This is a genomic window from Mesorhizobium sp. WSM4841, assembly GCF_055811515.1.
In genome coordinates, this window is record NZ_JBVVQC010000003.1 from 60,977 (window position 1) to 87,973 (window position 26,997).

General features: G+C 59.9%; 24 protein-coding genes and 2 tRNA genes. 7 read left to right on the top strand and 19 right to left on the bottom strand.

Going from position 1 to position 26,997, the window contains the following annotated elements; genetic code table 11:
• Positions 1 to 7 precede the first annotated feature (7 nt).
• Positions 8 to 802: an exodeoxyribonuclease III gene (xth, locus tag AC0L14_RS04190; protein ID WP_123150642.1), complete on the top strand. Its 795-nt coding sequence runs from the start codon at positions 8 to 10 to the stop codon at positions 800 to 802.
• A 98-nt stretch (positions 803 to 900) separates the two neighbouring features.
• On the top strand, positions 901 to 1,191 hold the full coding sequence (locus AC0L14_RS04195) for a hypothetical protein (protein WP_473527567.1): 291 nt from the start codon (positions 901 to 903) through the stop codon (positions 1,189 to 1,191).
• Positions 1,192 to 1,256: 65 nt separating this feature from the next.
• Here the strand turns inward: AC0L14_RS04195 and AC0L14_RS04200 are convergent, their stop codons facing one another.
• The 9 genes from AC0L14_RS04200 to AC0L14_RS04240 all read right to left on the bottom strand — a co-directional run bounded on the left by AC0L14_RS04200 (position 1,257) and on the right by AC0L14_RS04240 (position 12,912).
• Complete coding sequence (locus AC0L14_RS04200; RefSeq protein WP_123150641.1) at positions 1,257 to 2,093, bottom strand: tetratricopeptide repeat protein; 837 nt, start codon at positions 2,091 to 2,093, stop codon at positions 1,257 to 1,259.
• The gene (gene ilvD, locus AC0L14_RS04205) at positions 2,080 to 3,804 is read right to left on the bottom strand and encodes a dihydroxy-acid dehydratase (protein ID WP_473527568.1); all 1,725 of its coding nucleotides are present in this window, start codon (positions 3,802 to 3,804) and stop codon (positions 2,080 to 2,082) included. Before ilvD ends, AC0L14_RS04200 begins: the two co-directional genes overlap by 14 nt.
• A gap of 279 nt (positions 3,805 to 4,083) precedes the next feature.
• Positions 4,084 to 5,292: an OmpP1/FadL family transporter gene (locus AC0L14_RS04210; protein ID WP_473489508.1), complete on the bottom strand. Its 1,209-nt coding sequence runs from the start codon at positions 5,290 to 5,292 to the stop codon at positions 4,084 to 4,086.
• A gap of 433 nt (positions 5,293 to 5,725) precedes the next feature.
• Positions 5,726 to 8,509 (bottom strand): valine--tRNA ligase, encoded by a 2,784-nt coding sequence (locus AC0L14_RS04215; RefSeq protein WP_473527569.1) that lies wholly within the window; start codon positions 8,507 to 8,509, stop codon positions 5,726 to 5,728.
• A gap of 221 nt (positions 8,510 to 8,730) precedes the next feature.
• On the bottom strand, positions 8,731 to 9,660 hold the full coding sequence (locus AC0L14_RS04220) for a PopZ family protein (RefSeq protein ID WP_473748733.1): 930 nt from the start codon (positions 9,658 to 9,660) through the stop codon (positions 8,731 to 8,733).
• Positions 9,661 to 9,873: 213 nt separating this feature from the next.
• The gene (locus AC0L14_RS04225) at positions 9,874 to 11,286 is read right to left on the bottom strand and encodes a TolC family outer membrane protein (protein ID WP_473489505.1); all 1,413 of its coding nucleotides are present in this window, start codon (positions 11,284 to 11,286) and stop codon (positions 9,874 to 9,876) included.
• 186 nt (positions 11,287 to 11,472) lie between these two features.
• On the bottom strand, positions 11,473 to 12,141 hold the full coding sequence (locus AC0L14_RS04230; protein WP_473527571.1) for a protein-L-isoaspartate O-methyltransferase family protein: 669 nt from the start codon (positions 12,139 to 12,141) through the stop codon (positions 11,473 to 11,475).
• 106 nt (positions 12,142 to 12,247) lie between these two features.
• Positions 12,248 to 12,321: transfer RNA gene (locus AC0L14_RS04235), tRNA-Cys, on the bottom strand.
• Positions 12,322 to 12,651: 330 nt separating this feature from the next.
• Positions 12,652 to 12,912: a hypothetical protein gene (locus AC0L14_RS04240; protein WP_473527572.1), complete on the bottom strand. Its 261-nt coding sequence runs from the start codon at positions 12,910 to 12,912 to the stop codon at positions 12,652 to 12,654.
• Between the two features lie 221 nt (positions 12,913 to 13,133).
• Here AC0L14_RS04240 and AC0L14_RS04245 point away from each other — a divergent pair.
• Positions 13,134 to 13,208 (top strand) — tRNA-Asn (locus AC0L14_RS04245).
• A 321-nt stretch (positions 13,209 to 13,529) separates the two neighbouring features.
• On the opposite strand, the gene AC0L14_RS04250 is transcribed toward AC0L14_RS04245, so the two are convergent.
• Entirely contained in the window at positions 13,530 to 13,835 is a 306-nt protein-coding gene (locus AC0L14_RS04250; protein WP_473527573.1) for a hypothetical protein, read from the bottom strand.
• A gap of 1,411 nt (positions 13,836 to 15,246) precedes the next feature.
• Here AC0L14_RS04250 and AC0L14_RS04255 point away from each other — a divergent pair.
• Both AC0L14_RS04255 and AC0L14_RS04260 read left to right on the top strand, forming a co-directional pair.
• Positions 15,247 to 15,456, top strand: a complete 210-nt coding sequence (locus AC0L14_RS04255) for a hypothetical protein (RefSeq protein ID WP_473748734.1) — start codon at positions 15,247 to 15,249, stop codon at positions 15,454 to 15,456.
• Positions 15,457 to 15,617: 161 nt separating this feature from the next.
• A complete protein-coding gene (locus AC0L14_RS04260) occupies positions 15,618 to 15,842 on the top strand; it encodes a hypothetical protein (protein ID WP_473527574.1) in 225 nt (74 codons plus the stop codon).
• A gap of 961 nt (positions 15,843 to 16,803) precedes the next feature.
• Here AC0L14_RS04260 and AC0L14_RS04265 read toward each other — a convergent pair.
• From AC0L14_RS04265 to AC0L14_RS04275, 3 genes are all read right to left on the bottom strand, one after another.
• Complete coding sequence (locus AC0L14_RS04265; protein ID WP_473748735.1) at positions 16,804 to 16,977, bottom strand: hypothetical protein; 174 nt, start codon at positions 16,975 to 16,977, stop codon at positions 16,804 to 16,806.
• A gap of 648 nt (positions 16,978 to 17,625) precedes the next feature.
• Complete coding sequence (locus tag AC0L14_RS04270) at positions 17,626 to 18,216, bottom strand: ATP-dependent DNA ligase (protein WP_473748865.1); 591 nt, start codon at positions 18,214 to 18,216, stop codon at positions 17,626 to 17,628.
• Between the two features lie 350 nt (positions 18,217 to 18,566).
• Positions 18,567 to 18,716: a hypothetical protein gene (locus AC0L14_RS04275; RefSeq protein WP_473748736.1), complete on the bottom strand. Its 150-nt coding sequence runs from the start codon at positions 18,714 to 18,716 to the stop codon at positions 18,567 to 18,569.
• 298 nt (positions 18,717 to 19,014) lie between these two features.
• Between AC0L14_RS04275 and AC0L14_RS04280 the strand changes: the two genes are divergently transcribed.
• Together AC0L14_RS04280 and AC0L14_RS04285 are read left to right on the top strand one after the other, a co-directional pair.
• Positions 19,015 to 19,776, top strand: a complete 762-nt coding sequence (locus AC0L14_RS04280) for a neutral zinc metallopeptidase (RefSeq protein ID WP_473748737.1) — start codon at positions 19,015 to 19,017, stop codon at positions 19,774 to 19,776.
• Between the two features lie 182 nt (positions 19,777 to 19,958).
• The gene (locus AC0L14_RS04285; RefSeq protein WP_473527578.1) at positions 19,959 to 20,735 is read left to right on the top strand and encodes a porin family protein; all 777 of its coding nucleotides are present in this window, start codon (positions 19,959 to 19,961) and stop codon (positions 20,733 to 20,735) included.
• A 64-nt stretch (positions 20,736 to 20,799) separates the two neighbouring features.
• Here AC0L14_RS04285 and AC0L14_RS04290 read toward each other — a convergent pair whose 3' ends face one another.
• The 6 genes from AC0L14_RS04290 to AC0L14_RS04315 form a co-directional block, all read right to left on the bottom strand.
• Complete coding sequence (locus AC0L14_RS04290) at positions 20,800 to 22,080, bottom strand: alpha/beta hydrolase (protein WP_473527579.1); 1,281 nt, start codon at positions 22,078 to 22,080, stop codon at positions 20,800 to 20,802.
• Positions 22,081 to 22,262: 182 nt separating this feature from the next.
• Positions 22,263 to 22,766, bottom strand: a complete 504-nt coding sequence (locus tag AC0L14_RS04295) for a hypothetical protein (RefSeq protein WP_473527580.1) — start codon at positions 22,764 to 22,766, stop codon at positions 22,263 to 22,265.
• Positions 22,763 to 23,068, bottom strand: a complete 306-nt coding sequence (locus tag AC0L14_RS04300; RefSeq protein WP_473527581.1) for a hypothetical protein — start codon at positions 23,066 to 23,068, stop codon at positions 22,763 to 22,765. The genes AC0L14_RS04295 and AC0L14_RS04300 overlap by 4 nt, the downstream gene beginning before the upstream one ends.
• Before the next feature lie 19 nt (positions 23,069 to 23,087).
• Positions 23,088 to 24,572 carry a DUF1254 domain-containing protein gene (locus tag AC0L14_RS04305; protein WP_473748738.1) on the bottom strand — a complete coding sequence of 495 codons (1,485 nt, stop codon included), beginning with the start codon at positions 24,570 to 24,572 and terminating at the stop codon, positions 23,088 to 23,090.
• A gap of 22 nt (positions 24,573 to 24,594) precedes the next feature.
• Positions 24,595 to 26,163, bottom strand: coding sequence for a DUF1254 domain-containing protein (locus tag AC0L14_RS04310; protein WP_473748739.1), 1,569 nt, complete (start codon positions 26,161 to 26,163; stop codon positions 24,595 to 24,597).
• A complete protein-coding gene (locus tag AC0L14_RS04315; protein ID WP_473748866.1) occupies positions 26,118 to 26,927 on the bottom strand; it encodes a transporter in 810 nt (269 codons plus the stop codon). Before AC0L14_RS04315 ends, AC0L14_RS04310 begins: the two co-directional genes overlap by 46 nt.
• Positions 26,928 to 26,997: the final 70 nt, after the last annotated feature.

Here is a 26,997-nt window from a genome sequence, read left to right on the forward strand (position 1 = left end):
GGCCATCATGAAAATCGTCACTTGGAACATCAACGGCGTTCGGGCCCGCATTGGCAATTTGACCCATTGGCTGACGGAAAGCGCGCCTGATATCGCCTGCCTGCAGGAGATCAAGACAGTCGACGAGCAGTTTCCGCGCGCCGAGATCGAGGCGCTTGGCTACAACGTCGAAATCTATGGCCAAAAGGGTTTTAATGGCGTCGCCATCCTGTCGAAACTGCGCTTCGACGAGGTTATCAGAGGCCTGCCGGGCGACGATGCCGACGATCAGGCGCGTTTCATCGAGGGCGTGTTCTCGACCGACAAGGGCGCGTTGCGCGTTGCCTCGCTCTACTTGCCGAACGGCAACCCGATCGATGACGAGAAGAAGTTCTCCTACAAGCTGTCCTGGATGGCGCGGCTGGAGCGCTGGGCCGAGGAAAGGCTCTCGCTCGAAGAGGCCCTGGTGTTGGCCGGCGACTACAATGTCATCCCCGAATACATCGATGCGAAATTCCCGGAGAACTGGCTCAGCGATGCGCTGTTCCAGCCGCAGACCAGGCAGGCGTTTCGCCGGCTGAAGAACCTCGGCTTCACCGAAGCCGTGCGCGCGGTCACCGACTCGCCGGACATTTTTACTTTCTGGGACTACCAGGCCGGCGCCTGGCAGAAGAACAACGGCATCCGCATCGATCACTTGCTGCTCTCGCCCGAGGCCGCCAACCGCTTTTCCTCGGTCTCGATCGAAAAGCACGTGCGCGCCTGGGAAAAACCCTCCGACCATGTGCCGGTGGCCGTCGAACTGGCTTTTGCGCCGATCTGATCATTTCGAGGTCCGGACCGCCGGATTCCCGGTTGATGGACCGTCATATCGCCACAATCGGGGGCTCCGCTGCAGTCCGGGTTCGGCCGGGGTTCAGAATGACGATCAGGTTTGCGATTTGCCTATGTGCCGCCGCGCTCGCCCTCGCGGCGACGCCGGCTTTTGCCGATCCTGAATGCCTGGCCAACGGAAAGTCATTCCAGATCGGCCAGGTCGCCTGCCTGACGCTTTCCGGCCGGAGCCACCTCGCCCGCTGCGACATGGTGCTCAACAACACGTCATGGACAAAGATTCGGGACGATTGTCCGGGAACCACGCTGGCGCCGTCGGCCACGCCGATTTCAACGCCGGAGTCCGGCCTCGTTCCGACGAAACCGACCGAGAATTGATCTCGGCTGTCCGACTTCGAGATACCCATTCTTCCTGACTATTGGCTTTGTGACTGGCTTCGCGACTACCGGTCGCCGCCGCCCTTTGTGAGGATGTCGTCGGCCAGCGAAATCGCGGTGCGGCGGTCGGCCTCGCCCGCGGCGGCAAACGCCTCTTCCTGCATGCCACGTATCCATGGCTGGTCGGAAGGTGACGCCCGTTCGAGTGCCGCGGTCATCATCGCCAGCCCCCGAACGATCTTGCCGCTCTGGAAAAGCAGGTGGCCGAGCGTCGCCTGCGCGCCGGCATGCCCTTTTTCCGCAGCGAGTTGGAACCAGCGCCCGGCCTGCTTGAGGCTAGCCTTGACGCCGCCCTTGCCATTCAGAAAGATCTGGCCCATCTCGAACTGGGCATTCGGGTTGCGGTAATTGGCGGCGGCGCGCATGTAATATTCCTGGGCCGCCACCTCGTTCTCTGTGATGGGGCTGCCGGGGATGCCCTTCCTCAGATAATCGCCGAGCGCCACGAGCGCGTCCGACACATAGCTCTCTTCCGGCGAACCGGGCTCGACGTCCTGGTCGACGATCTCGCTGAAGAACTTGAACGCCGCATAATCGTCGCGCTCCACGCCGTCACCCTCGGCATACATACGCGCAAGCTTCCAGGTGGCGCCGATCTGGCCGTTTTCGGCCGCGTACTTATAAGCCTCCGCGGCCTGCTCCTTGCGGCCGTTCTTATAGGCGGAGAAGCCGAACTGAAACACCGCCCACGGGCTGGACTGCGGCTTCACGCCGGTCTTGTCGTCGAACACCTTGTCGTCGAAGGCCATGGCCTGGCCCGCGGCGCCCAAGGTCGCGCCAAAAGTGGCGATCGCGACCAGTGCCGAAAAGACAGACAACCTCAGCAACTCAGATATCCGCATAACAATGTGTTTCTTTCGCACCACCGGGATGGGTGACCGCGCCGTCGCGGGCAGGCCCTACCGTTTGCGCATACTTCCAGATCGCGCCCGACTGATAGTCGGTCGCGCGCGCCTTCCATGCCTTCGCCCTGGCCGCCAGTTCGGCGTCGGACAGCGCCACCTCGATCGTGCCGCCCACCGCGTCGATCGAGATCAAATCGCCATCCCTGAGCAGCCCGATCGGACCACCCACGGCGGCTTCCGGCCCGACATGGCCGATGCAGAAGCCGCGTGTCGCGCCCGAAAAACGTCCGTCGGTGATGAGAGCCACCTTGCCGCCCATACCCTGGCCGTAGAGAGCAGCCGTCGTCGAAAGCATTTCGCGCATGCCCGGACCGCCGCGCGGTCCCTCGTAGCGGATGACGAGGACCTCGCCTTCGCTGTAGCTGCGATCCGTAACCGCCTGGAAACATTCCTCTTCCGAATCGAAACAGCGCGCCGGACCAGAGAATTTCAGCTCCGACATGCCCGCGACCTTCACGATCGCGCCTTCGGGGGCAAGGTTTCCCTTCAAGCCCACGACGCCACCCGTTTGGGTGATTGGTCGGTTGGCGGGACGGACCACATCCTGGCTATCATTCCACGCAACGTGCTCCATATTTTCGGCTAAAGTGCGGCCGGTCACCGTCAGGCAGTCGCCATGCAGATAGCCGTGGTCGAGCAACGTCTTCATCAAAAGCGGAATGCCGCCGGCCTCGAACATGTCCTTGGCGACATATTTGCCGCCCGGCTTCAGGTCGGCGATGTAGGGCGTCTTCTCGAAGATCCTGGCGACGTCGAAGAGGTCGAACTTTATCCCCGCCTCATGCGCGATCGCCGGCAAATGCAGCGCTGCGTTGGTCGAGCCGCCGGTGGCCGAAACCACGGTCGCCGCATTCTCCAACGCCTTCAGCGTGACGATGTCGCGCGGGCGGATATTGTTTGCGATCAGCTCCATGATCTTTTCGCCGGAGGCGAAATTGAAGCGGTCGCGCATTTCATAGGGCGCCGGCGCCCCGCAGGAATAGGGCAGCGCCAGACCGATGGCCTCGGCGACGGTGGCCATGGTGTTGGCGGTGAACTGGGCGCCGCAAGAGCCGGCCGACGGACAAGCGGCTTGTTCGATTTCGAGGAGTTCGGCGTCGCCGATCGTGCCGACCGAGTGCTGGCCGACGGCCTCGAACACATCCTGCACGGTGATCTGGCGGCCCTTGTAGGAACCGGGCAGGATCGAGCCGCCATAGATGAAGATCGACGGCACGTTGAGCCGCACCATGGCCATCATCATGCCGGGCAGCGACTTGTCGCAACCGGCAAGGCCGACCAGCGCATCGTAGCAATGGCCGCGCATGGTGAGTTCGACCGAATCGGCAATGACCTCGCGCGACACCAGTGACGATTTCATGCCTTGGTGGCCCATGGCGATGCCGTCCGTGACGGTGATGGTGCAGAATTCGCGGGGCGTGCCGTTAGCCGCGGCGACGCCCTTTTTGACCACCTGCGCCTGACGCATCAGCGAGATGTTGCACGGTGCCGCCTCGTTCCAGCAGCTCGCGACACCGACCAGCGGCTGCGCGATCTCGGCCGCCGACAATCCCATCGCATAGAGATAGGAGCGGTGCGGCGCGCGTGCCGGACCGACGGTCACATAGCGGCTGGGCAGCTTGGCCTTGGAGATGACTCTGGCGTTCATACTCTTCCCTTGCCGCGAGCGGTGCGACCTGCCCCGTTGCCGAGCCTTTTGGCACATGCCCTGGGACAAATTCGAGGTGCGCCGGGTTTATGGCGGGAAGTAGGCAATGTCGGCAGGCGCCCTTGTGGCGCGAGGGTTGTTCAGAAACTGTTGCCAAAACATCACGATCGCGGGAGGCAGAGGGAAGCGGCGTCGTTGCAACACCGCTTGGTTGCCGGGAAGCCCCCTCAAGTAAAAAAGCCGGGCATGACCCGGCTTTTTACTATTGAAAACTTGTATTTAGAACTTGACCTTAACCGAAGCTGAGCCGGCAAGGAGCAGATCGTCGTCGTACGTGTAGGTGATGGCATTTGCCGTGTCGCCAACACCGGTGAAGGTCGACGACCCACTGGTCAGAACACCGATCGAACCACCAAGTCTGACCTCGATCTTATCGTTCGGCGAATAAGAAATGCCGCTGGCCACGGACCAGGTGTCCGACTGATAGCCGGAGGTCGTCGAGGTTCCACGGTCCCAGGTCAGCGAAACCGCGCCAGACAATTGGTCGGTGAACTTGTGAGCTATGCCGCCCGAAACCGTCCAGCCATCGCGATAAAGCAGATCGAAAGAAACGGGCGAGGGTGTACCGAAAACCGGGTTAATCACGCCGTTAATTGGAATAATGCCAAGCTTGCTCCACTCCTGCCAGCGAACCGAGCCAAAGGCCAACCAGCCAGGCGCTATACCGCTCTGCAGCTTGAATTCCACGGCCTGGGGTATCTCGGCCGAGGCGGAGACAGGGAACACTCCGGTAACATTTCCTAGCGGCCCACCTGCAAATCCGGTCGTGTCGACGGTTCCCGACAGTCCGTCATATTTGTAGCTCGAAGAGTACATCAAGCTTGCGCGCAAGGCGATTTCGGGAATTTCATAAGCGGCGCCCACGCGCCAACCCCATGCCTCGTCGGAAAGCTTGAATTTTCCGAGGCCGGTATTGCCGAAGGCCAGCAAGGTCTGGCGCGACAGAAACGCATCGACCTCCTGGTAGGAGACGCCGCCGATGAACCGCAGGGAGCCCTTGCCGACGTTTATCTTGTAGGAGCAGGTAAGGCCGAAATCATTTGTTTTGACGTAGTATTCGACCGCGGTTGGCGAATAGGCGTTGTTCATTCCGAAGTCTGCCTCCGCACCATACGGTTCCGTATAGCTCGCAAGGCAATCCACTGGTTCAAAAATGTTGGCCTTGATACCGATGCGCGGCACCGCATAGTCGCCGTCGACATCCACTGACGAAGACGACATTCCCGAGCCATCCAGGCGCTGCACATTCTTCAGTGTGCGCTGTGGCGAAACATAGGTGACGCCGGCATCGAACGAATATGGCGCGGCATCAAACAACTGATCGATGTTGACACCGCCCCGGTCGAAACCGCCTGCGTTCGCAACGCCCGAAATCAACAGCGAAAAGCACCCCGCCCCCAGCAGCGCTTTCAGACGCAAATTGTTCATGACTCTCCTCCCCGAATACGAATGGACGAAGCTAGAACCAATTCAGGTTAACGTCGCAACAACGAATTCTCGACGCGTACATATACGCCTTCGCCGACCGCATTTTAGACAAAGTGGCAGCTTCACCGCAGAGCGGGAAAACGGCTCATTTGGCTGCAAATTGAGAAAAAAACTCGGAAAACTCGCATGGAACGGCGCAAAAACGGCCCGTTTTGCGGGAACGAACCCCATTGTTACATTATGGCAACAATAGGGCTAAAACATTCCGTTTACGTCAAGATTTACGCTGCGGAATGCCTATTTTCGTGGCAGGGACCCCGTCCGAAAAGCAGGTTCGGAGACTCGCGAACCTAGAGCATCGGACCCAAAGCGGCGCCCGGTTTTGGGACAATCCGATGCTCAGAAAATCTGATTCTCAAACACCAGAGATAGGTCAACCGGCTTCACGCACCCGCGTCAGCGCCACCGAAAGCTTTTCTTGCGCCTCGCGATATTCGGCGAGTTTTTCGCGCTCGGCTTCCACGACATCTTCCGGCGCGTTGGCGACGAATTTCTCGTTGGACAGCTTCTTGTGCAGGCGGGCGATCTCTTCGGTCACCTTGACCAGCTCCTTCTGCAGCCGCGCCGCCTCGGCGGTAAGGTCGATCAGACTGCCGAGCGGCAAGCAGATGGTCGCCTCGTTGAGCACGATCTGGGCGGAGCCTTTGGGCGCCGCGTCGACCAGCGAGATGTCGCCGACCCGCGCCAGCCGCTTGATGGCCGACGCCTGGCGCTCAAGCCTTTCGTGGGTTGCGGTATTGGCGCCGATCACCATCAGCGGCGCGATCGCAGCCGGCGGCACGTTCATTTCCGAGCGTACGGAGCGGATGCCGGAGACGAGATCGACCAGCCAGTTGATGTCGGCGGCCGCTGCCTCATCCTCGAAGTCTGGCGACGGCCACGCGGCATGGCAAAGCAGCGACGGCCGTTCCTTGCCCTCGCCTGATGTCTCGGCCCACAGCTCTTCGGTCATGAATGGCATCATCGGATGCAGCAGCTTATAGATCTCGTCGAGCACGAAGGCGACACAAGCCCGGCTTTCGGCCTTGGCAGCCTCGTCCGTGCCTGTGAACACCGGCTTCAGCAGTTCCAGGTACCAGTCGCAGAACAGGTTCCAGACGAAGCGGTAGGCCGCACCTGCCGCCTCGTTGAACCGGTATGAGGTGATGCCATCGGTGATTTCGCGCGCGGCGCGCGTCAGTTCGGTCAGGATCCAGCGGTTGACCGCCAGCTTGGCGTCGTTCAGCCAGAACTCATCGTTCCTCGCGACGTCGTTCATCTCGGCAAAACGCGTCGCGTTCCACAGCTTGGTGCCGAAGTTGCGGTAACCGGCGATGCGGGCCGGATCGAGCTTCACGTCGCGCCCTTGCGCGGCCATCACCGTCAGCGTGAAGCGCAGCGCATCGGCGCCGTATTCGTCGATGAGTTCGAGCGGGTCGATGACGTTGCCTTTCGACTTCGACATCTTTTGCCCGTTCTTGTCGCGCACCAGCGCATGGACATAGACGGTGTGGAACGGCTCCTCGTCCATGAAATGCAGGCCCATCATCATCATGCGAGCGACCCAGAAGAAGATGATGTCGAAACCGGTCACCAGCACGTCGGTCTGGTAGTAGGTCTTCAGCTCCGGCGTCTGGTCCGGCCAGCCAAGCGTCGAGAACGGCCACAGCGCCGACGAGAACCATGTGTCGAGCACATCCTCGTCGCGGGTCAGGATCTCGCCCGGCTTGAAGTTTTCGAGCTTGTCCTCGACCCAGGCCTTCCATGGCCCTTCCAGCGCCAGATAATATTCGACGGCGGCTGCGAGCGCCTCCTCCTCGGTCTTCTCGACGAAGACGCGTCCGTCCGGCCCGTACCAGGCCGGGATCTGGTGACCCCACCAGAGCTGGCGCGAAATGCACCAGGGCTGGATGTTCTCCATCCAGTCGAAATAGGTCTTTTCCCAGTTTTTCGGCACGAAATTGGTACGGCCCTCGCGCACCGCACGAATAGCCGGTTTGGCGAGCTCCGCCGCGTTCGCATACCATTGTTCGGTCAGGAACGGTTCGATCGGCACGCCGCCGCGATCGCCATGCGGCACGGCATGGCGATGCGGCTCGACCTTTTCGAGGAAACCGCCCGCTTCCATCAGCTCGACGATCTTTTTGCGCGCGACGAAACGATCGAGGCCGTCGAGCTCATCCCAGACGGCCTGGCGTTCGGGCGTCACCTCCAGTCCGGCGAGAAAGTCGTCATTGTCCGTGAGGGCGACCGCCGCCTCGACGGTGAGGATATTGATCGCCGGCAGCTTGTGGCGCCTGCCGACCTCGAAGTCGTTGAAGTCATGGGCCGGCGTGATCTTGACCGCGCCGCTGCCCTTTTCCGGATCGGAATATTGGTCCGCCACCACCGGGATCTTGCGGCCGACGATCGGCAGGACGAGGTTCTTGCCGACCAGATGCCGGAAACGCTCGTCGTCGGGATGCACCGCCACCGCCGTATCGCCCAGCATCGTTTCGGGACGCGTCGTCGCTACGGTGATGAAGGTTTTTGGATTTTCCGGATCGAAGACCTCGCTCTCGACGGGATAGCGGAAATGCCAGAGATTGCCGTTGACCTCCTGCTGTTCGACCTCGAGGTCGGAAATCGCTGTCAAGAGCTTCGGGTCCCAGTTCACAAGGCGCTTGTCCTTGTAGATCAGGCCTTCCTTGTAGAGCGTGACGAACACTTCGAGCACCGCCTTGGACAGGCCCTCGTCCATGGTGAAACGCTCCCGGCTCCAGTCGGCGGAGGCTCCCAGCCGCTTCAACTGGTTGAGGATCGCGCCGCCGGATTCGGTTTTCCACTCCCAGACTTTCTCGATGAACTCATCGCGCGTCAGGTCGCGGCGGTGGATCTGCTTCTCCATGAGCTGACGCTCGACCACCATTTGCGTGGCTATGCCGGCATGGTCCATGCCGGGCTGCCACAGCACGTTCTTGCCGCGCATGCGCTCGAAGCGCACCAGAATGTCCTGCAGCGTGTTGTTGAGCGCATGGCCCATATGCAGCGAACCGGTGACGTTCGGCGGCGGGATAACGATGGTGAAGGCTTCCGCCCCCTCCTCGGCGCCTGCGCCGGCACGAAACGCGTCGGCTTCCTCCCAGATTTTGGCGATCTTCGGCTCGACGATTTTGGCGTCGTAGGTTTTTTCGAGCATAGGGAAATGGTCCGAGCTGTCGGGTTTTTGCTGGTCCGGTGTAAATCGGAAGGTTTTGGCCAAGTCAACCGCGAGGCGGCAGGCGAGCGGGCTCGCCTGCCATACAGATAGATCGGGCAAGATCACAGGCAATGCCACTGCCGAGGCCGTAGGCATTGCATCGCGCATCAACGAAGACACCGCCCGCAGCGGCGGGGTTCATCCGTCGACCGTCGGAATTATTACTGCGCGCCGCGCGCCACGCGTTCGATTTCCTCGCGCACCAGCCGCTCGACCAGCGTCGGCAGATTGTTGTCCAGCCAGTCCTGCAGCATCGGCCTCAGCATCTCCTCGGCAATCTCGTCGAAGGTTTTCTTGCTGCGGCTGGCGAACGCATCGGAAAGCTCGCCGAAGGCGGCGGCGACCTGCCGGCCTGTATGTTCGGAAAGGATCGCCGGACGATTAGACGGTGCCTCGCTTGTCGCCGGGCGCGTCAACCCGCTTCGCGGCGGGGCCGGCTCGAAAGCAGGTTCGGCCGCGTCCTCGAAAACCTCGGGCTTCGATTCCGCGTCCGGCGTCCGTCGTACCTCAGCCCTGTCTGGGGCCCTGTCCGGCTTGGCCGCGGTCTTCGCTTCGCCGACGGCGGCGATCTCACGCCGCCAATCGGCAACGATGCTGTCGGTCGTCTCCGCAACCCTTGCCGTCGCAGGCGCATCCGGCTCAGGCTTGGCGGCCGGGGCCGGCTCGGCAGCGACCCTGGCACCAGCAAGCGTCACGAGCGCTTTGACCGGAGCCGGATCGGAACGCACCGGCGGCTCCATGCGTGCGATGACGGGCTCGACGGCCGACGGTTGCGCCTGCACCTCGGTCAGCGTGACCGGCCCCCTGGCATCCAATCCTGAACGCAATTCGGCGCGAAACGCGCTCACCTCCGGCGGCGCTCCGCCTGCCTCCGGCGGCGCTCCGCCTGCCGCCGCCGGCGCCCCGCCTGCCGCCGGTGGCGCCCCCCCTGCCGCCGGTGCCGGCACTGCAACCGACGTCAAATCCTGCAGCAGGTCGTCCGCTTCGTCCGGCTGCTTGCGGCCGGTATCGTTGTCCTCGATGATCCTCCTGATGGAAGCCAGTATCTCTTCCATGGAAGGTTCGCGCTGTACGCTGCTTGCCGTCGCCATCGTCACATCCGCCGCCCTTGTGACTCGTTGTAGATTCCCTGTCCGGCCAAAGCCGGATTCGAATCATGGCAATAGCGTAACCGACGGATCGCCTTACGAGAATCCCCAATCTGAGGGTGTATTGGATTTCAACAGATTAGAGCCCGCGCATTCCTTCGAACGCGCGGGCTCTAATGCCTTGAAACTGGACGGGATTTGAAACTGCTGGCGCGATCAGCGGCCGTCCGGGGTGCGCAGGCCGATCCACTTGTCCTTAACCGCATTGTAATGCTCTTCGGGTCTGTATTTCGTCACCTGAAGGGCGAGACGCTCGACCGATAGACGACCGATCGCCGAGAGGATGGCATAGCTCGCCACCACCAAATCGCGTTCGGAACTGGCCTGGTTGATCTTGGCGGTGATGAGGGTGGCCTGGGCGTTGAGAACGTCGAGCGTGGTGCGCTGGCCGACATTGCGCTCCTCGATGACCCCGCTCAAGGCAAGCTGCGCGGCGGCGATCACCTGCCTGTTGGCCACCACGGTTTGCTGGGCGGCGATATATTGCGTCCACGCCGAGGTCACGGCTTGCCGCACGGTGTCGCGGCTTACATCGACCTCGATCCGGGCCTGGCTGAGCGATTCCTTGTTCTGACGCACTATCGCCGACGTCCGCCCGCCCGAATAGATCGGTATAGTCAAGGTGGCACCAATGCTGGCCGAATTGGTTGTGCCATCCTGCCCCGTCCCGAGATCGACGCCCGGACTCTCCCTGCGATAGGCGCTGGAAACGCCGGCGGAAGCCGAAAGCTGCGGCAGCAGCGCGCCTTCGGCCGATTTCACCGAAAACGCCGCCGCGTCGACCAGATGCTGGGTGGAGAGGATGGCCGGGTGCTCGCTGGCTGCAATCGCGATCGCCGCATCGAGGTTCGACGGCAACAGCTTCGACAGCGGCGAAGCGGCCCTGAGCCTGCCTGGCTCATCGCCGACGATCTGGCGATAGGTCGCAGCGCTTGCCAGCGCCTGCGCGCGGGCGGCGGCCAGTTCCGCCACAGCGGAGGAGCGCTCGGCATCGGCCTGTGCTACGTCGGTGCGGGTGCCCTCGCCGACTTCGAAGCGCGAGCGCGCGGCGCGCGCCTGCTCGGTCAGGAACTGCAGGTTCTGCTCCGTCAGCACCGCCACTTGGCGGTCGCGAATCACGTCCATGTAGGCGCTTGCCGCGTTGAACAGAGTGTTCTCTTCGGTGTTGCGCAGGCTCTCGAACGAGGCGCGGACCTGGGATTCGGCTGCAGCGACGTTGTTCCTGGTCTGAAAGCCGTCGAACAGGGTCTGGTCGATCTGGACGCCGAAGTTGCCGGTGGTCAAACGCGTGCTTCGGTTCGCGCCGGGTACATTGCCGCGGGCATTGAAATTTTCGCTGGAGTAGTCGATGTCGGCAGAACCGGTGATGGTCGGGCGCCAGCCGGACTTGGCGATGGCAACGCTCTCATCGGTGACGCGGACGCCGGCACGAGCCGAATTGAGCTCGGAATTGTTCTGGTAGGCTTTTGAAAGTGCACCGAGAATGGTTTCCGCCGAGGCGGCCAGCGGAGAAAGCGCGGTCGCCGAGAAGAGGACGGCGGCAAAAAGGCTCTTGCGTAAAGACGGCACGTTATTCCCTCATTCGTTTTGCATGGGAACCACACCGCGCCGGCTTCTCCCATTCGAGCAGCCGGCGCGGTGTGTTTCAGGTCCCCTGCTGTCAGCCCCCAAAAGAACACCCCGGTTATGCGGATCAGCAACGATTGTTCAAGCGCAAGCGAACATGACAACGCCTTTGCCGCAAGCCAAAATTGCTCAGAATTCAAACGCATGAGCACGTTCAAATCCCGGTAGTGGCTTAATTGCCGCATTAAATGCGCCTCTTCCGGTTACAACCCCCCTTGTTTTCAAAAACAATCGGGCCACACCCGAATTCCCCTGCCCTTCGACGGCGACGAGCCGGCCGCCTTCCGCAAGCTGGTCGAGCAGCGATTCCGGCACCTTCTCCACACTGCCGCCGATGAAAATGACGTCGTAGGGTGCTCCCGCGGCATGGCCTTCCGGCAGCGACCCCTTGACCACGCTGACATTGTCGCAGCCCAGCGCCGAAAGCGTCGACATGGCGGTCTCGACCAATGCCGGATCGCTTTCCAGGGCGACGACCGACTTTGCCAGCCGCGACAGGATCGCCGCCGCATAGCCGGTGCCGCAGCCGACATCGAGCGCCGAATCGCCAGGGCCGATCTCGGCCAGTTGCATCAGCTTGGCCAGCGGCGAAGGCTCCATGAGATAGCGTGGGCCGTCCGCTGCATTGGCGATGCGGATGTCCTCGTCGATATAGGCCAGATCGCGCTGGCCGGGGGCGACAAAGGCCTCGCGCGGCACGACAAGCATCGCCTCGAGCAGCGGCGCGCTGGTCACGTCGGTGGTGCGGATCTGGCCATCGACCATTTTCACCCGACGTTCGGCAAAATCAGCGCTCATGTTCCAACCAATCCGCCCAAAACCAATCTGCTTGCCGCGCCAAGACCGCGGCTCATTCGACCGGAATTCAAGCCCCCTGGCGCTGGTGCGCGGGAGCTTGGGCATTTGGAGGCCTCGCCCGGAATCGAACCGGGGTGCAAGGATTTGCAGTCCTCTGCGTAACCACTCCGCCACGAGGCCTCATTGCTCCCGGCGTTCCACCCGGTTCCAATAGGTTGCGGCGAAAATGCCGTCAAGCGGCCATGGTGCATTCCGGACGGTTTCCCCTTGGCCATGATGCCACGCATCGAATCGTCGATACGCATCCTGCAATTAAGATATTAGTTAATTGTTAAGTACGGAGTATCGCAAAGGGAAGCCCGGGACCTGGACTTTACGTAGCGTAAGCAGAAGGTCCGCCATTCTGAAGGAGAGCTGCGAGGGCCGGAAAAGCGCTCCGGGCATTGGCCAGATTTAGTCGAGCCGGAAAGACGCCCCCTCACAGAAGCTTGCCCCTGCGGTACAAACCCGTCAGTTCGGCCGCCGCCGCCGCTCCCACCACACGACAAGCCGGCGCCGGTGGCGGCGCACCAAGGCAAACTCGTAGGAGAGCACCAGCAATCCGATCGGAATCATCCAGAACCCCAGGATCGGCAGGAAGCCGAGAATGCCGCCGAAGATCAGCACGACGCCGATCGCAATCCTGAGGCCGCGCGAACGCGGCATGGTGAACTGACGGCCGAAGACCAATATTTTCCGTGCCGGTGGATGGTTGTGGCTCGCTGCGCTCATGTCTGGTCGGTGATCCGTTCGTGCAAAGTAAAAGCACCAGCTGACGAAAGCCGCAACCGCGTTTTCGGTTCCGCGCACCCCGCCAGACGGCTCATATGAGGACGCGCGCACATGATTGCGAGAAATCGTGGCGGGAAAAAGCGTCGAAAAATACGAAATGCTGCTTTGCAAAGCCGAAACGGGTTTGCTATAGGCTGCGCCACTCACATGAGAGCCTCTGTTCCCCGGTAGCTCAGTGGTAGAGCAACCGGCTGTTAACCGGTTGGTCGCTGGTTCGAATCCGGCCCGGGGAGCCAACATTTTCAATGACTTACCCCATCCTGAAAATCTCCGGATAACGGCTGATCTACAGCATATCTACAGAATCGGGTTTCGCTATTGGCCTGATCTGATGATTGCCGCGATTGGCGTGACAGGATGGCTTTGGACGAATTTCAGTATCGCCCAGCACCCTCTCACGGCGGGAACAGGGGTTCGATTCCCCTTGGGCGTACCAAGGGTTTCAACGACTTAGCTGGCCGGCAGGTAAAAACCTTGGGCCATGGGGCACGCCTACGGCGAGGAAGAGCAACGTCACCGTATGCCCGACGAGCGCAGCCGTGGTGTTGCCGTAGCGTTCAACCGGCTGAAGCCCGGCGATGCTTTCTCAGCCGAGTGATTGCCGACCTGTCGACCGTAATCACGCCGCCGCAGTCAATCCGCACGGTGAGTTTCTCCGCTCCGCGATCGATGCGGGTGACGTCCCCAACAAGAACTACTCGGTCGCCGGCCCGGGCTTTGGGTGGCGGCTCTAGCGTGTAAGGATGGTCATAGGATGGAATGCTCACTCTGGCTCGGCCGCTAGGGAGAATGGTGATGACGGTACCTGCTAGCGCAACCTCATCGCCGACCTCAAATTCGCCGGGCATGTTAAGGTGCAGCATGGTCTTCCTCCCGATGCTTTCCTATTTGATGCTTTGCTAAATTAATGCCCGGCCACCGCGTTGGTTGCGTGCAATCCGCTTCGTACGGTTCCGCACATTTCCAAGCTGGATCGCGATGGCGACGGGACCCGGTGCGAAACGCTGTGCTAGCGGAGCCAGCAACCGGCGGGTCTTCCGATCAAACTTCGAGGAGTAATGATGGACCTGAGACGTTGTCGATAGAGAACACTCTACCTACCATAGGGAGAATCGATATGCGCCTTTTCATCCTGTTTTCGGTATTACTTTTGACTGCCTGCATGACAGCCCCACGCGGCGAGGCTCCACCCGCACGGCCAACCGCGTCTTCATCGAGCGGGAGCAGTGGCAGTGCCGGCGGTTCTGGCGGTGGCGGCTACTAAAGACGCGATCGACTCAGTTTTGGAAAATCGCAGAGAACCTTAATCGCGCCGGACTGTCCGCCCCAGCAAAAAGCCCGCCACCGTGAGGCAGCGGGCTCGAACGTTTGACCATTCCGCAGTCTCAGCATTGAAGCTATATTACGTCGCGGAGGCGAAGGGCGATGGATACGGTAACGTCTGCCATTATGGTGCTGTTGTCGTGCAGTCCCGATTTGATGCTATGCCGAGCGCCTGCCTCAAAGCCCACGATCTTTTCGACCACGTCCAAATGCGAAGAAGCGCTGGCTGATCAGATATCGAGAGTTCCTCCGCACGCTGGTCAAAAAACGGTTGGACGTTGCCAGGCGATCAGAGATGAGGATGATATCGCAGGATGGGGCGTCTCGCCGAATGGCGAGCTATTCTACGCCAGGGCGACGGACGTGATCGAGACAGTAGCCTCGACCGCGACCGCCGCCCCTGCAAAGAGCGGACCTGCTACAGTGCGCGTCACGCGTGGTAATGGTTCCGGCGCGGTGACAACCTCGTCATACACTGTACTTCGCACCGGCTCTAAGTGAACCAGAGAAAAAGCCCGCCACCGTGAGGCAGCGGGCATTCCGATCAAACTTCGCGGAATAATGATGGACCTGAGACGTTGTCGATAGGGAACACCCTACCAAAGGAGGTTATCGATATGCGCCTCTTCATCCTGTTTTCGGTATTACTTTTGACTGCCTGCATGACAGCACCACGCGGCGAGGCTCCACCCGCACCGGCAACCGCGTCTACATCGAGCGGGGGCAGTAGTGGCAGTGCCGGCGGTACTGGCGGTGGCGGCTACTAAAGACGCGATCGACACTCAGTTTTTGGAAATCGCAGAGAACGTTAATCGCGCCGAAGAACGTCGAGCGTGGGGTAACTGACCCGCGGGTGAGCACATTGGCGGCGATCGAGCGCGCCCTCGAATCCGCCGGCGTAGAGTTCATCGCCGAGAATGGCGGCGGCGCCGGGGTGAGGCTGAGAAGATCATGACGTTGTGGATTAATCTGATCGGACTTTTCTCGACCGGCCTCGCTGCAGCTTTTTGGCTTGTTGCGGCATCGATCCGCGTCCCCAATAATCTTAACACTTTCATCGGAGAACTGCAGCGCGCCGGCCGGTGGAACGCCGCTGGCGGCATATCGGCCTGTGTGGGCTTCGCGTGTCAGGCGATACTTTTCTGGACAAATCTAGCCTGAAGTACTCCGTCCTCAGTGCAGCGCAGTACAGAGCCTCTCCAGCGAGCGTTTCGGCTGGCGGCCGTCCTACAGCAGGGAAGCGGCTCGCGAGTCCTGGCGGGCGCTTGTGCTGGTGCCGCGATGGTGATTTGCTGGCAGACTCATTTATTCAGGAGGGGGCGTTGACCGAGGGGCTCGAAAGGTATGCTGAATCGCTACAAGAGCGAATTAAGGGTACTGAAAAGCTCATTAAGCAAACTCAATGGTGGCTCGATGCGCAACAAGACTATGGCATCACCGATATCGAGGGTGAGGAAGCGCTACGTTCCGACCTCGCAGAATTGCAAGATCGGAAGGATCGAGACAAAGGCTACCTTGCTATAGTTCTGAGCCGTCTTGGGAAATAAGCTTCTCACCTGCCCGACGGCGAAGCCGGGATCATCGAAAACAACGAGATGTAGGGAGCGTCGCAGCAGTGGCCTACACCCTCAAGCACGCCGACCGCATGCGACGCGAAACGAATGTGGAGGAATGCCACATGCAGCAATCGAACAACCCGCCGCACATCGTGCCGATGCGGAGGGGTGCATGAGCGTGGCCCTACTGATGCCGCGCGAGCTGGTCCATGGGGGCGTTTGCTTCGGCCAACCTAGCCAGCGCTTGCTCGACTTTTTGAGCCGAGGCGTCAGTGCGCTTGATGTGCCGGATCACTTGCTGCCTTAGCCGCGTGAGCCTTACGGCGCGATAAACGTCACCGTATCTCGCAGTTTCAAGGTCTAGGGTCGCGAGTCTCATGGGCGACGATTCCAATTATTTAGCACTTCGAAGAGTGAGTTTGACGCGGTGCAAGCCGGCAGGTTCTTCGAATTGTCGTACGTACCGAGAGTCGCGGTTTCGACCTTACGGTCCGCGGCTTCGGCATAGCTGACGCTGATCGCGAGGATAGCGATAGCGAGGTGGCTCGGGCGCAAGTAAGGTCGTGACATGCATCAAATTAGCACCGGCCCTTGATGGTTTTCGTCCATCGATTGGATGAAGCGGCCACGCATATTAGCAATCTCTTGACTAAAATATCGCCCGCTCCAGACTCATGGAATGGCGCGGGAAACGGCAGCGCGTAGGGTCTTCCGCGATCACGGAATTTACGTGAATCGCCAAGTTCGGTAGGGTTCCATCTGCGGATCCCAATCCGCCCGGCCGGCGCCGTCAGGCGATCTTACCCCCGCCCCCCAAACAGGCGCCGGCCACGTTCAGCCCCTTCGTTCGAAAGTTGGCTTCCAGTCGCGATTGCGCGCCCGCTGCTGGCCTTCGTAGTCAGGAATGCATGTGAAGAACACCTGCCGGCGGTCACGCCGGCAGCCTTGCAATTTAGCAGATAAAGAGCCCGACCAGGTCGTCATGCATCGAGCCGTGGTCACTGCCGAGCCTGTCAGTCAGCGCCTGGATGTCGAGCTTCGTCGATTTGCAGCACATCGGGTGCGCACAATTGACATAGATGGTTTCGCGGGCGGCCAGGGTGTCGGCGAGGGTTTTTTGAGGCATGGCGATCTCCGTAAAAGGGGTTCGCCGCAATGGAGATTATATTCCTAAAATTTGATGTCGCTGGCAAGCGGGTTGGAGAGCGAGGAAGCTTGCCGACCCTCGCTTCTCGGCCTCGCTGATAGCGTCTCGAGTCTTCAGCGATGCCGCCCGGCTATCTGGCCCGGCGTCATAGCGGACATGAGGCGTTCGCTGACCCACCCTCGAACTACGCCGCGGCCCCATCCAGGGCACCTGAACATTAGCAGCTTCTAACATTTTGTGGTATAGCCGGCATCAAAATTTGCTCTATCACATCAAGCGGGGGCACCATGATCGACCTGCCACCGGGCATCGAGCCAGCCGACTACGCCCGCCTCCTCATGGACAAGCAGACCCCAAGAGCGACGACAAGTGGGGTCCAGCTGGCCTCCTCGACCTCGGTGGCGGCGAGCACTACTTCTTTGGATGAGGCGTCGACATGAAGACGCTAGTCGTCGCGGCCATTCTCATCGTCTGCATCCTCGTGCTGGATAACATTCGAGGATCGCGGACCGAGTGCTACACCCAGGGGGACCTCCAGATCGGAGGCGTTCAGCAGCCGTGGGTATGCGTGGGGCCGGATGGAGTGGCGTATGGGCCATGAATAGAGGGAGACAAACATCGTCGTCTTCAATCCTCATCCCAGAAATCCTGTAGTGAGGCGTGCCGAAGATCTTCCTCGCCCCTTAAATGCTTCACGCGGGCTTTAATCCCCGGTTTGACCCACTGCGTCGCCGGCCGCTTCATGCCTTTTGGCGCCGTCCCTGCGTGCTCCTGGACGCGCTGCCAGAGCCGTTCGCGCATTTCCCGGTTTAAGGTGATGAAGGCCGAGCCGACATAGCGCCCGGTGCCTCGCTCGGCCATCAGGGCAAAGGCAGGCTTGCCGGCCTCGCGCTCGACGCCGAGCAGTTCAAATTCCCCGACGGTGTAGCATTTTGTCTTCAGCCAGTTGGTCGAAGGGCCGCTGCGATACTTGCTGTCTCGACGCTTGGACACCATTCCTTCAAGGCCGGCCTGGTCGACCAGGTGATAGATCGCCTTGGCGTCGCCCGGCATCGTCTCGCTGAACTGGATGCGGCTGACAGACCCTATAAGGCCGGCCAGGATTTCCCGCCGATCCTCAAGCGCCATGTCACGCAAATCGTGGCCGTTGAGATGCAGCAGATCGAACGCGACGAAATAGAGGTCGTGCTGGCGCCTCGTGATTTGGACTTTTAGAATTCAGCAACTCGGCCGACTACAATCCGCAAGCAAGCGGAACAATTCTGGGCGCTCGAGCGACGCGTGCGCGATATCGCACGAAGCAGGGAGAAGGGCACGAAGATCGCGCACGTCGCGTGTAGCCGGCATCCGCCCGCAACTCGGCTACGTGTTCCCTGGCCGCTGATAGTCCATTTTGACCAGGATTTGCCAGGCTGACTTTTGGTTCGACAAGGTAGTGACCGCCTCAGAGCTCCGCGCGGTCCATCGTACCATTCTGTCGAGCTTGCCGACTTCGCTCATGATGGTCACCAGAACGCTACCTGTCCAACCGAATGTAAACAAGCCCAACATCGCTATGATTGGTCCGATCAGACGCCATGCGGCGTGGTCTCGTTCATATGGATCCAGGACTTGCTGAAGCGCTGGTTGACTGCGCGAAGGCCGAGGATGATTACAATCATGATCAACGTGCCGAGAACAATTTCAAAAATCGGGTTGGGAGCTGAAAGGTCGTTCATCGTGTCATCCAAATCCTTCTTAGCGCATTCATGGGCGCAATAGGTGACTGGGCCAAGCCGGTGATTCCTGTCGTCGACTCGCCGTTGTCTGGACCTGCTTCGGTTCGGCAATGGTAGATTCATGTGCGCTGTCGGGATAACCTGCGCACGTGCCTCTAACAATACCGCCTCTGACGACATCGGGGAGTCCGGAAAATCGTCTCGTGGGGGCCCATAGTTGGAAATAAGCGCCGCAGCGCCAAGTCAGGCTGAATAAAAAACGCGAAGAATAGGTGCTGTCTCGACAAACAGGCTAAAGATGTTCTTCAACCTGCTCCTGCCTGCTTTGGTATATATTGCCTTGAAATCTCCCGGGTTAATGGCGGCTGGGATTGTCGAACCCGTTGCTGACGCAAGTCGTGGTGATGTCTCGGATGACGATCAAATACAGCAGCTAATTGTGTCAACGCTCGCGGATTTAGGAGGTTTCTGGACTAAAATATTCCAAGAGAACGGTTTGACTTACAAGCGACCAATCTTGAGTATGTTCCGGAACAAAGTATATACTGGGTGCGGTATAATCTCGACTGCACATGGTTTGTTCTACTGTGCAAGTGAGCGTAAGCTCTATATCGACACAGGTTTCTTTAAAGAGTTCTCCGAATTTCTGGGTGCGTCGCGAAGTTTTGCCCCAGCATTTATGATTGCTCACGAAGTTAGCCATCACGTCCAAAATGAGATGGGTATCCTGCCAGACTTCAAGCAGCTGCGGGAGCAAGTGGGTCGTGAAGGCGCCCGAAAGTTCGCAGTTCGGGTTGAATTGCAGGCAGACTGCTTCGCGGGCATGTGGGGATACTACATGGCTTACAATATGCCCCTTCCAAAAACGTTTCTTGAACAGGCGCAAAATGCGGCGCGGCGACTCGGCGATGATGCCTTGCAGTCGAAGTTGAAGGAATTAGGCGAGATGGGACCGGAGACCTTTGCACATGGCACATCGGACCAGCGGGTCAGATGGCTCCGGCGAGGGTTATACGGTGGAAAATTCGGGGATTGCGACACTTTCTCCGATCCCTACTGAGCTTCGACTGTCTTGAACTCGAGGTGTGATGTGTAGACCCTGCCGCCTCTCCCCCCAACCCTGTGGGAATAGTGGCCGCGGGGCAACAGTTCGGACAAAGAAGCCCTGGAACTGGCGTGCTACAATGGCGAAATTGCGGGGATGGGCGTACACTTGGCAGCAAGATTTCGAGGGGACATGATATGGGAATCGTCCGAGCGGCATGGGCAGGACTGGCGGCGGTGCTGGTTGCGACACCCACGATCGCTGCGGATGTCCAGACGCCGGCTCCTGAAATCCCGCCTGAGTGGACCTTCACGGTAGAGCCGTTTTTCTGGGCGGCAAGCCTCGACGGCCGTGTCGGCGTCCGCGGCCTTGGACCGGCGAATGTCGACGTCGATTTCGATCAGATTTGGGACCACCTCGATTGGTGGCCGCCTCCTGTCATGATTGACGGCGAGGCACGCTATGACCGTTACGCTGTTTTCACCGAGTTCATCTACCTCGGACTAAAGGCCGAAGGAACAGGCCCGTTCGGACTGTTTTCGGCAGAGGCAGATCTGGACGTGATACTGTGGACCTTCGGCGGCTCCTATCGGGTCGTCGACAATGGTACCGCGACCTTGGATGTTCTGGCAGGCGGACGGCTCTGGTACTTGGATACGGATTTGACCGTTACTGGCCCGTTCCAAACGCGAGAGGCCAGTGGCAGCAAGACCTGGGTCGATCCGCTGATTGGATTGGCTGGCAGCTTTGATCTCGGCAGTGGCTTCGGGCTTCACGCCGAGGCCGATGTCGGTGGCTTCGGCGTCGGTGCTGACATCGATTGGCAGGTTGAGGCCACGCTTGAATACAAGGTCAACGACTCGTTCGCGCTGGAGGCTGGCTACCGCTACCTTGCCGTAGACTATGACGACGATGGATTTGTGTGGGACGTCTCAATGCAGGGGCCAGTCATAGGCGCCAAGTTTCAGTTCTGATCGAATTAGCCGCCCCGTCAGCTGGAATACGACGGATCGCCCCAGCAATACCTGAACAAAATAGCTAGCGACTAGAAACCGTGCCGCGGCTGCGTTGCACTGCGCATGTGTTCGCCGTCGTACGAGGTTCGACGCAGTTCATATCAGGCCAACGGGGGCCGGGTCTTCCGAGCGCGCGCACATGGTGGTGAAGATGGGCTCTTGTGTCCTGGTCAACAGCGGCAACGGGAGTTGCAACGACAATTCCGGCTGCGCCACCCACAGTAGCCGCAGCGCCAGCCGTTCCGGTGATGATGTGCTCTCCAAGCCCCACCCTGTTGTCGGTCAGCATCTGTCCCTCCGATATCCGACCGCCGATAAGTTGCACGATCTCAGGGGAAGTTGCGAACTTGTCATGGTGCAGGCGGTCTCCAGCCTTGACTTTGGTCAAATCGATCACCGTGATCTCGTCTTCCGTAAGCTCGAAATTGTAGGGAGGTTGTTCCGGATCGATCGATCCTAGGCGCGGGATATCGCCCCAAACGCGCCGCGACACCGCCAGCGCACGATCGTCGCGCGACACGAACATCGTAAATAGCGGGTGTGGCTGACCCATGTCCGCGATTTGCGACTGGAAAACATCGACATCTACATCGGGAGCAGCAAGCATGATGTTCTTGAATTTGGCTGGCAGCCCGTCATTGCGGATCGCCATCTGACGCAGCGATTCCAACGCCAGCCAGTTGCCCATCGAATGGGCAAGGATCGACACTTCTTTGACGTCCTTGTCGCGCGCCAGGAATTGAAAGAGGTTCTCAAGCGCGTTGCGTGTGTAGTTAGTACTCTCGCGATCATATCCATAGGCCAGAAGGTGTCCTCGTGACGGCCATGTCACCAGGATCGGCACGCTGTGCGTGTCGGAGTCATGGACGAGTTGAGCAAAGCGATAGACCGAATCCTCGAATCGATTGTTAAAGCCATGGATGAATACCAGTACGCTGCGATCCGGGCTTTTTATTGCGGCCTGGTTCAGCCGACGGATGACCGTTTCCCTGTCAATCACCTCCGCGTTCAGAGTCGCGAAATCCGTAGCGGGATCGGGAGGCAACCTCTTCGGCCAATTGACCTCGCCCTCCTTGCGGTTTTCAGGAATGGAGACGGTGAAGTCGGCAAACGCCAGTTGGCCCCGCTCACCGGAGAACATCTCGCCGGGGTTCTGCGAGCGCTGGCGCGTCGTGACAACCAGCATTTCGACCCGGCTTGTCGAAGGTGCTGTGTCGGCCACTGGCACCAGTACGCCCTCTGGATGGCGGGCACATGCCGAAACGGCAAGTGCCAAGACCGCCAAAGACCTGATGCTCAGCATGATCTCCCCAATCTGCCATTGACCAAGGCAGGAGCTCCTGATCGCTCTGCTTCTGGACTTTCAAATTCAGGCGGCGGAAACGCGCTTTCGGCTCATTGAGTCCTGTCAGATCGCTCAGGGGCGGTGCCAAGTCAGCATACAATTTTGAACCAACATCACCCTCCTTCGATTGCGTGCCTCGATTATGCCATCGCATGGCTCGTGCGTCGGATGCCGTTGAATGCAAGAAAAACCCCAACCGCGTAAGCCACCATGCAGGCGAGTTGCATCAACAGCCACACGTTCTTTCCGTCTGTGACGGGTGCATAGTAGAAGGCCGGCCAAACGCGATCGATCACGAAGTATCCAGCATACCCGGTGAGAAAGATGGCTATTAGTGAGAGAGTACACAGCGTCAGCGCGGTCGTCTCCAAGCCCTCGACGCGGGCACCGGAAATCATCTTTCCGAGCATGGCGTACACCGTGCCGATAGCGATCATGCCAAGCGCACCGCCGATTACCACGGCTGTCGACAGCGTCCACGGGCACGCGTACCAGAGCGTGACATTTTTCAGGAACTCCGGGCCGGTTTCGTAACGAGCGCCTACGACATAATGAAGCACCATGCCAAAACTCATCAGGAAGCCGAATAGCAACAGCCAAAATCCTTGACGAATGAACCGCCCGCCGACTTCAAGTTGCGTCATGGCACATTCCTGTCATGAGAGAGAACGACGGAACCCACGCCATGTCGGGCCAGCGGGATCAAACCAAACCCCAGCGCGGCAAGCGCCAACCCAAATCCTTCTGTGGCGAGCAGCGGCAGCGCCCAGGGCCAGACCTCGGTGATTGCCATGGTCGCAAATGACCCAGAACACACGTCGAATGGCGTCACGTAGAAATAGTGCAGGACCAGACCGAGTCCGGTCGTCAAACCGACGACGAATAATCCGACCCCGCTGCGTACGAGGCCGCCGGCGAAGCGAGTGATGGTGACATCATTTGCCATGCCACATCCCTTCTGAGTTTTAGTTCAGCTTCACTACGTCGTCTGGCTTCCACGTTTGGTCGTAGAACTCTGTGCCGGTCCCGTAGAGACGGATGGTGACGAGGAAGGCGCGACCGTTCAGCGTCTGGATCCAGTTCTTCTCGTCCACGCCTTCCATCTTGGTCGGGCTGAAATAGAGGTCAATCGAGCCGTCCGCGTTCGGCGGCACCTTGTCCATCTGGTTGCGCGACGGGAACGGCTGGCTGGTCTGCGGCATCGTGCCGTCGGCCGGATTATAGATCGTTACCGCCCAGAAAGCCTTCGCCGGAATGCCAGGCGGAAGATGCAGCTTGTAGGACTTGCTTCCATCGAGCAGGTCGCCGTCCTTGTCCCACATCGTGCTGGGATATTTCGAGCCCGCGTTGATCGTGTCCATCACCATGGCCGGCGCAGAGGAATAGGCGACCTGGAAGAAGGACGCGCGCTGGTTCACGTCGAGATAGCTGCTTTGGAACCAAGCGGCGTCGGTACCGGCCCATGCGTTGACGTAACGCCGGTCAGTGTAGTAGCGGTCCCTGCCATCAGCCCGGCCAGCGAGACGCCACGCGTAAATCATCTTCGGCGCGGTTTCCACGGCCTTGGTCAGAGCTTCCTTCGTAGCGGCATCCGGGTTGAAGGGCACGCCCTTGATGATGCCGATCGACGCAAGGATGCCGCGTACTTCCGGCGCAATCGACTCCACCGGCTCATAGTCCACAAACGCCTTCAGCTTCTCCCAGTAGGAGAAGTCCGTGGGATACATCATGTTCACGGGGACGTTCGAGCCGTTAGGAAACTGCATCGGCTTGCGCTCTTTCTCGACGAGGTCGAGTGGATAGACGCGTGTCGTCTCGGCAAGCGCCACTGCATCCGTGGGGTCGGGCCCGTTTGCGCCCGGTTTCATGACGGTGCGAAAGAAGAGGAAGACGTTGTAGGTCGAGGATTTGACGACGAAGTAGCCCGCCGGCACATGCCCCTGGTAGTCCGGTGGCAGCAGCAGATAGAGTCCACCGCGGGCGCGATCCGGCCCGATGGCCCCGACGTCGGTGATGGTCCGTTGGAAGAAGTCAGTGAACATGCCAATGACATCCGGCGGGGCATGAACGACGAGCGGCCCGGTCTCCTTGAGATCGAGGTAGCTCATCGAATAGATCACGTCGCAGTTTGGCGTGGGCACCCAGGTCTTGCCATTCATCCGGTCCTTCCAGATCGGAAGCACGTTGTAGCCCTCGCCAAACTTCGCCTCGGAGCCGTCGCGCATGCCGATGGTATTCAGGGCGGGCAGGGTTAGCCTGTAAGCTTCGATGGCGTCATAGTAGAGGCGTTCCTTGTTCAGTTGTTCGACGGCCGCCTTGTCCGGCCAGCCGCCATCGAACATTTGCCTCACGAGCGGCGACATCTTTTCTTGCGCCTGCGCACCGGCGGCGAACGCCAAAGCGCCAACAAACGCGGCGGCGATGAGGGTTCGCTTGTGTATGGTTTTCATGTGTGTCCTCCCTCTGCCTTAATCACTTCACCTTCTCGATGGTCGGCGGCGTCCACGTGCCGTCGAGGATGGCGTTCTCCGGCCAGTAGGCGCGGATATACAACGAGAACGTCCCTTCGGGCGCCGGCAGCCAGTTGGTTTCCTTATCCTTGCCGGGCGACTGGGCGCCGGCGTAAAGCGTCAGTGAACCATCCGCGTTGTAGACGAGGTTCTTGTTCTTGGTTCCCAGTGAAAACCGCTTCAGCGGGTTGTTGTAGAAGAAATGCTCCGCGTCGTACAAAGTAAGTGACCAGAACCCTTTGACAGGCGGCGTCTGGCCCTTAGCGAAAGTGACGGCATAGATGCCGTTGCCACTAAGTTGTTGCCCACTGCTGTCGTTGTCCGTGTAGATATACTTCGTTTCTTCCGGGCGATTCTCATAGATGTTCGACCTGGCCGTGGCCGTGCGGTTGAGGTAGTCAGTGCCCCACCGCGCATTGTTCACTGGCGAATTCCAGCCGTTGCCGGCGGCGCGGCCGATGTAGCGCCACTGAAGGTAGGACGTAATCATCTTGTCCGAGGCGACGGCGGTTTCCTTGAGTGTCTGCTTGACCGCCGGGTCCTTGCCGGCGGCCTCCAGAACGCTGCCGATCCAATTGTAAAGACCCTCCTCGCCAGGCATCGGCGGCACTGCCTTCATGAGCGCCGGCAATTCGTCGAAGAAAGTTTCGGGATTCACATATTTGGTTTCGCCTGTGCCTTCGGACTTCGGAGCCGGGAAGTGTGGGAGCTTGGACCAATCCTTGATTTTCACCTTCCCGTCGAACTGAGACAGCGGGTAGACGTTGACTTGGCTCAGCAGCGGTTGGATGGCCTTGCGGTCCTCCGCCGTGTCGTCCATGAAGATGCGAGGAATGGCAAACACCAGATCCGTGGAAGAACGCACCACTGCCGTGACGCCAGCCGGCGTTTCGCCCTTCCAGTTCGGGCCGACGACGAGGTAGAAGCCGGGCTTGGTGCCGTATTGCTGGCCGAGCTCAGAGAATTCGTCGGTGCGTGCGTCATAGAGCGCAAAGACCCAGAAGCGTTCGCCGAACTCCGGTACCTGAATGACAAAGGGCTCCTTGTCCAGCGGCAGGAAGCCCGGACCGTAGACAACGTCCTGGTTCGAACAGGCGATGACGCGCTGGTTGGGGGTGACATAGTCGGTCAGCAGGGCAATTCCGCCATAAGCGATCGGCACCTCGCCGCCGACCAGTCCAGGCTCGGGCACCTTGGAGAAAGCCTTGGCGCGGTTGGCGTTCGCGGCAATTGCCCAACCCCAGAAGTAGGCCATCTGGCCGACCGTCTGGACATACTCCTTGGTCATCGTATTGCCCGTTGCGGGACCTGGCACATCAGCGGCGGTCTGTGGGATCGGGAATTGCTGCGCCTGCGCGCTTCCCGTCAGCATCGAGAGAACGACGGCGGTTGCGCAGGCGGTGGACTTGAGATGCTTTGAAACGGGCTTCATTGACTGCCCTTTCATGAATCGTTGCCCAGGCCAAGCTTGGCTTTCAATCTCGGCTACTTCTCCGGAAAAAGCAGAGTAAAACTCGCGCGCAACCCCCAATCGGGCCCGCCTTCGGGTTTTTCCGCGTAGTACCGTCCGCCGAACTGGAGTTGCACGGGCTGATGACCGAGTTTCAACACCTGTTGAAAGCCGAAATTGATCGGCACCGTCCACTCCTCCGCCTCCCAGTCGTAGGTTGTTTCGGTATCGAGGTAGAGCGACGCGCCATGGCCGAGCCCATAATTAAGGAATGGCTGCATATATGTCGCGCTGAAGACGTCAGCGTCATCGTCATCGCCGCCAAGCGACCAGATTTGGTTGGCCAATATACCGACTGTCCAGTGCCCCTTCTGGACCAGCGCGACGCCGGTCGGTCCGAGGCCCCAGTGGTTGGAGCCGAGGAGCTCTTCGGTACGGGTCGGCAGCTGGATGACCGGCCCAACACCCCAGATCAGCCCGCCGGGGCCCGGTTTCGACGGAGACAGGAAGAAACTCTGTTCGGTGTTGCCCAGTCCCCACTCGCTGCTGCCATCGGGAAGGTAGTCCGCATAGGCGATCGGCAGGATGGTGCGCGATATGAGGTTCCAGTCTTCGTTGATCTTGATCGGGATCACAGGTTGCACTTTCATAAGATAGGAGAAACCGTCGCCGTCCGGCCCAGCGCCCCAGTCGAAATTGCTCTGAAACGGTACGCTGATCAGGCTTGCGATCGGATTCGCCAACTTCTTGGACAGTTCGTCTGCATCGTGTTCCTGTGCAAACGCAGTTCCCGCTAGTCCTAGTCCAACCAATGTCAACGATGCAAAAATGAGCGCAGATTTCATGACTGCTATCCCCTCGACCACGGCGTTCACGTTTAAGCGCCTCTCGCTTGAGTTATGACGGCACGAGGTT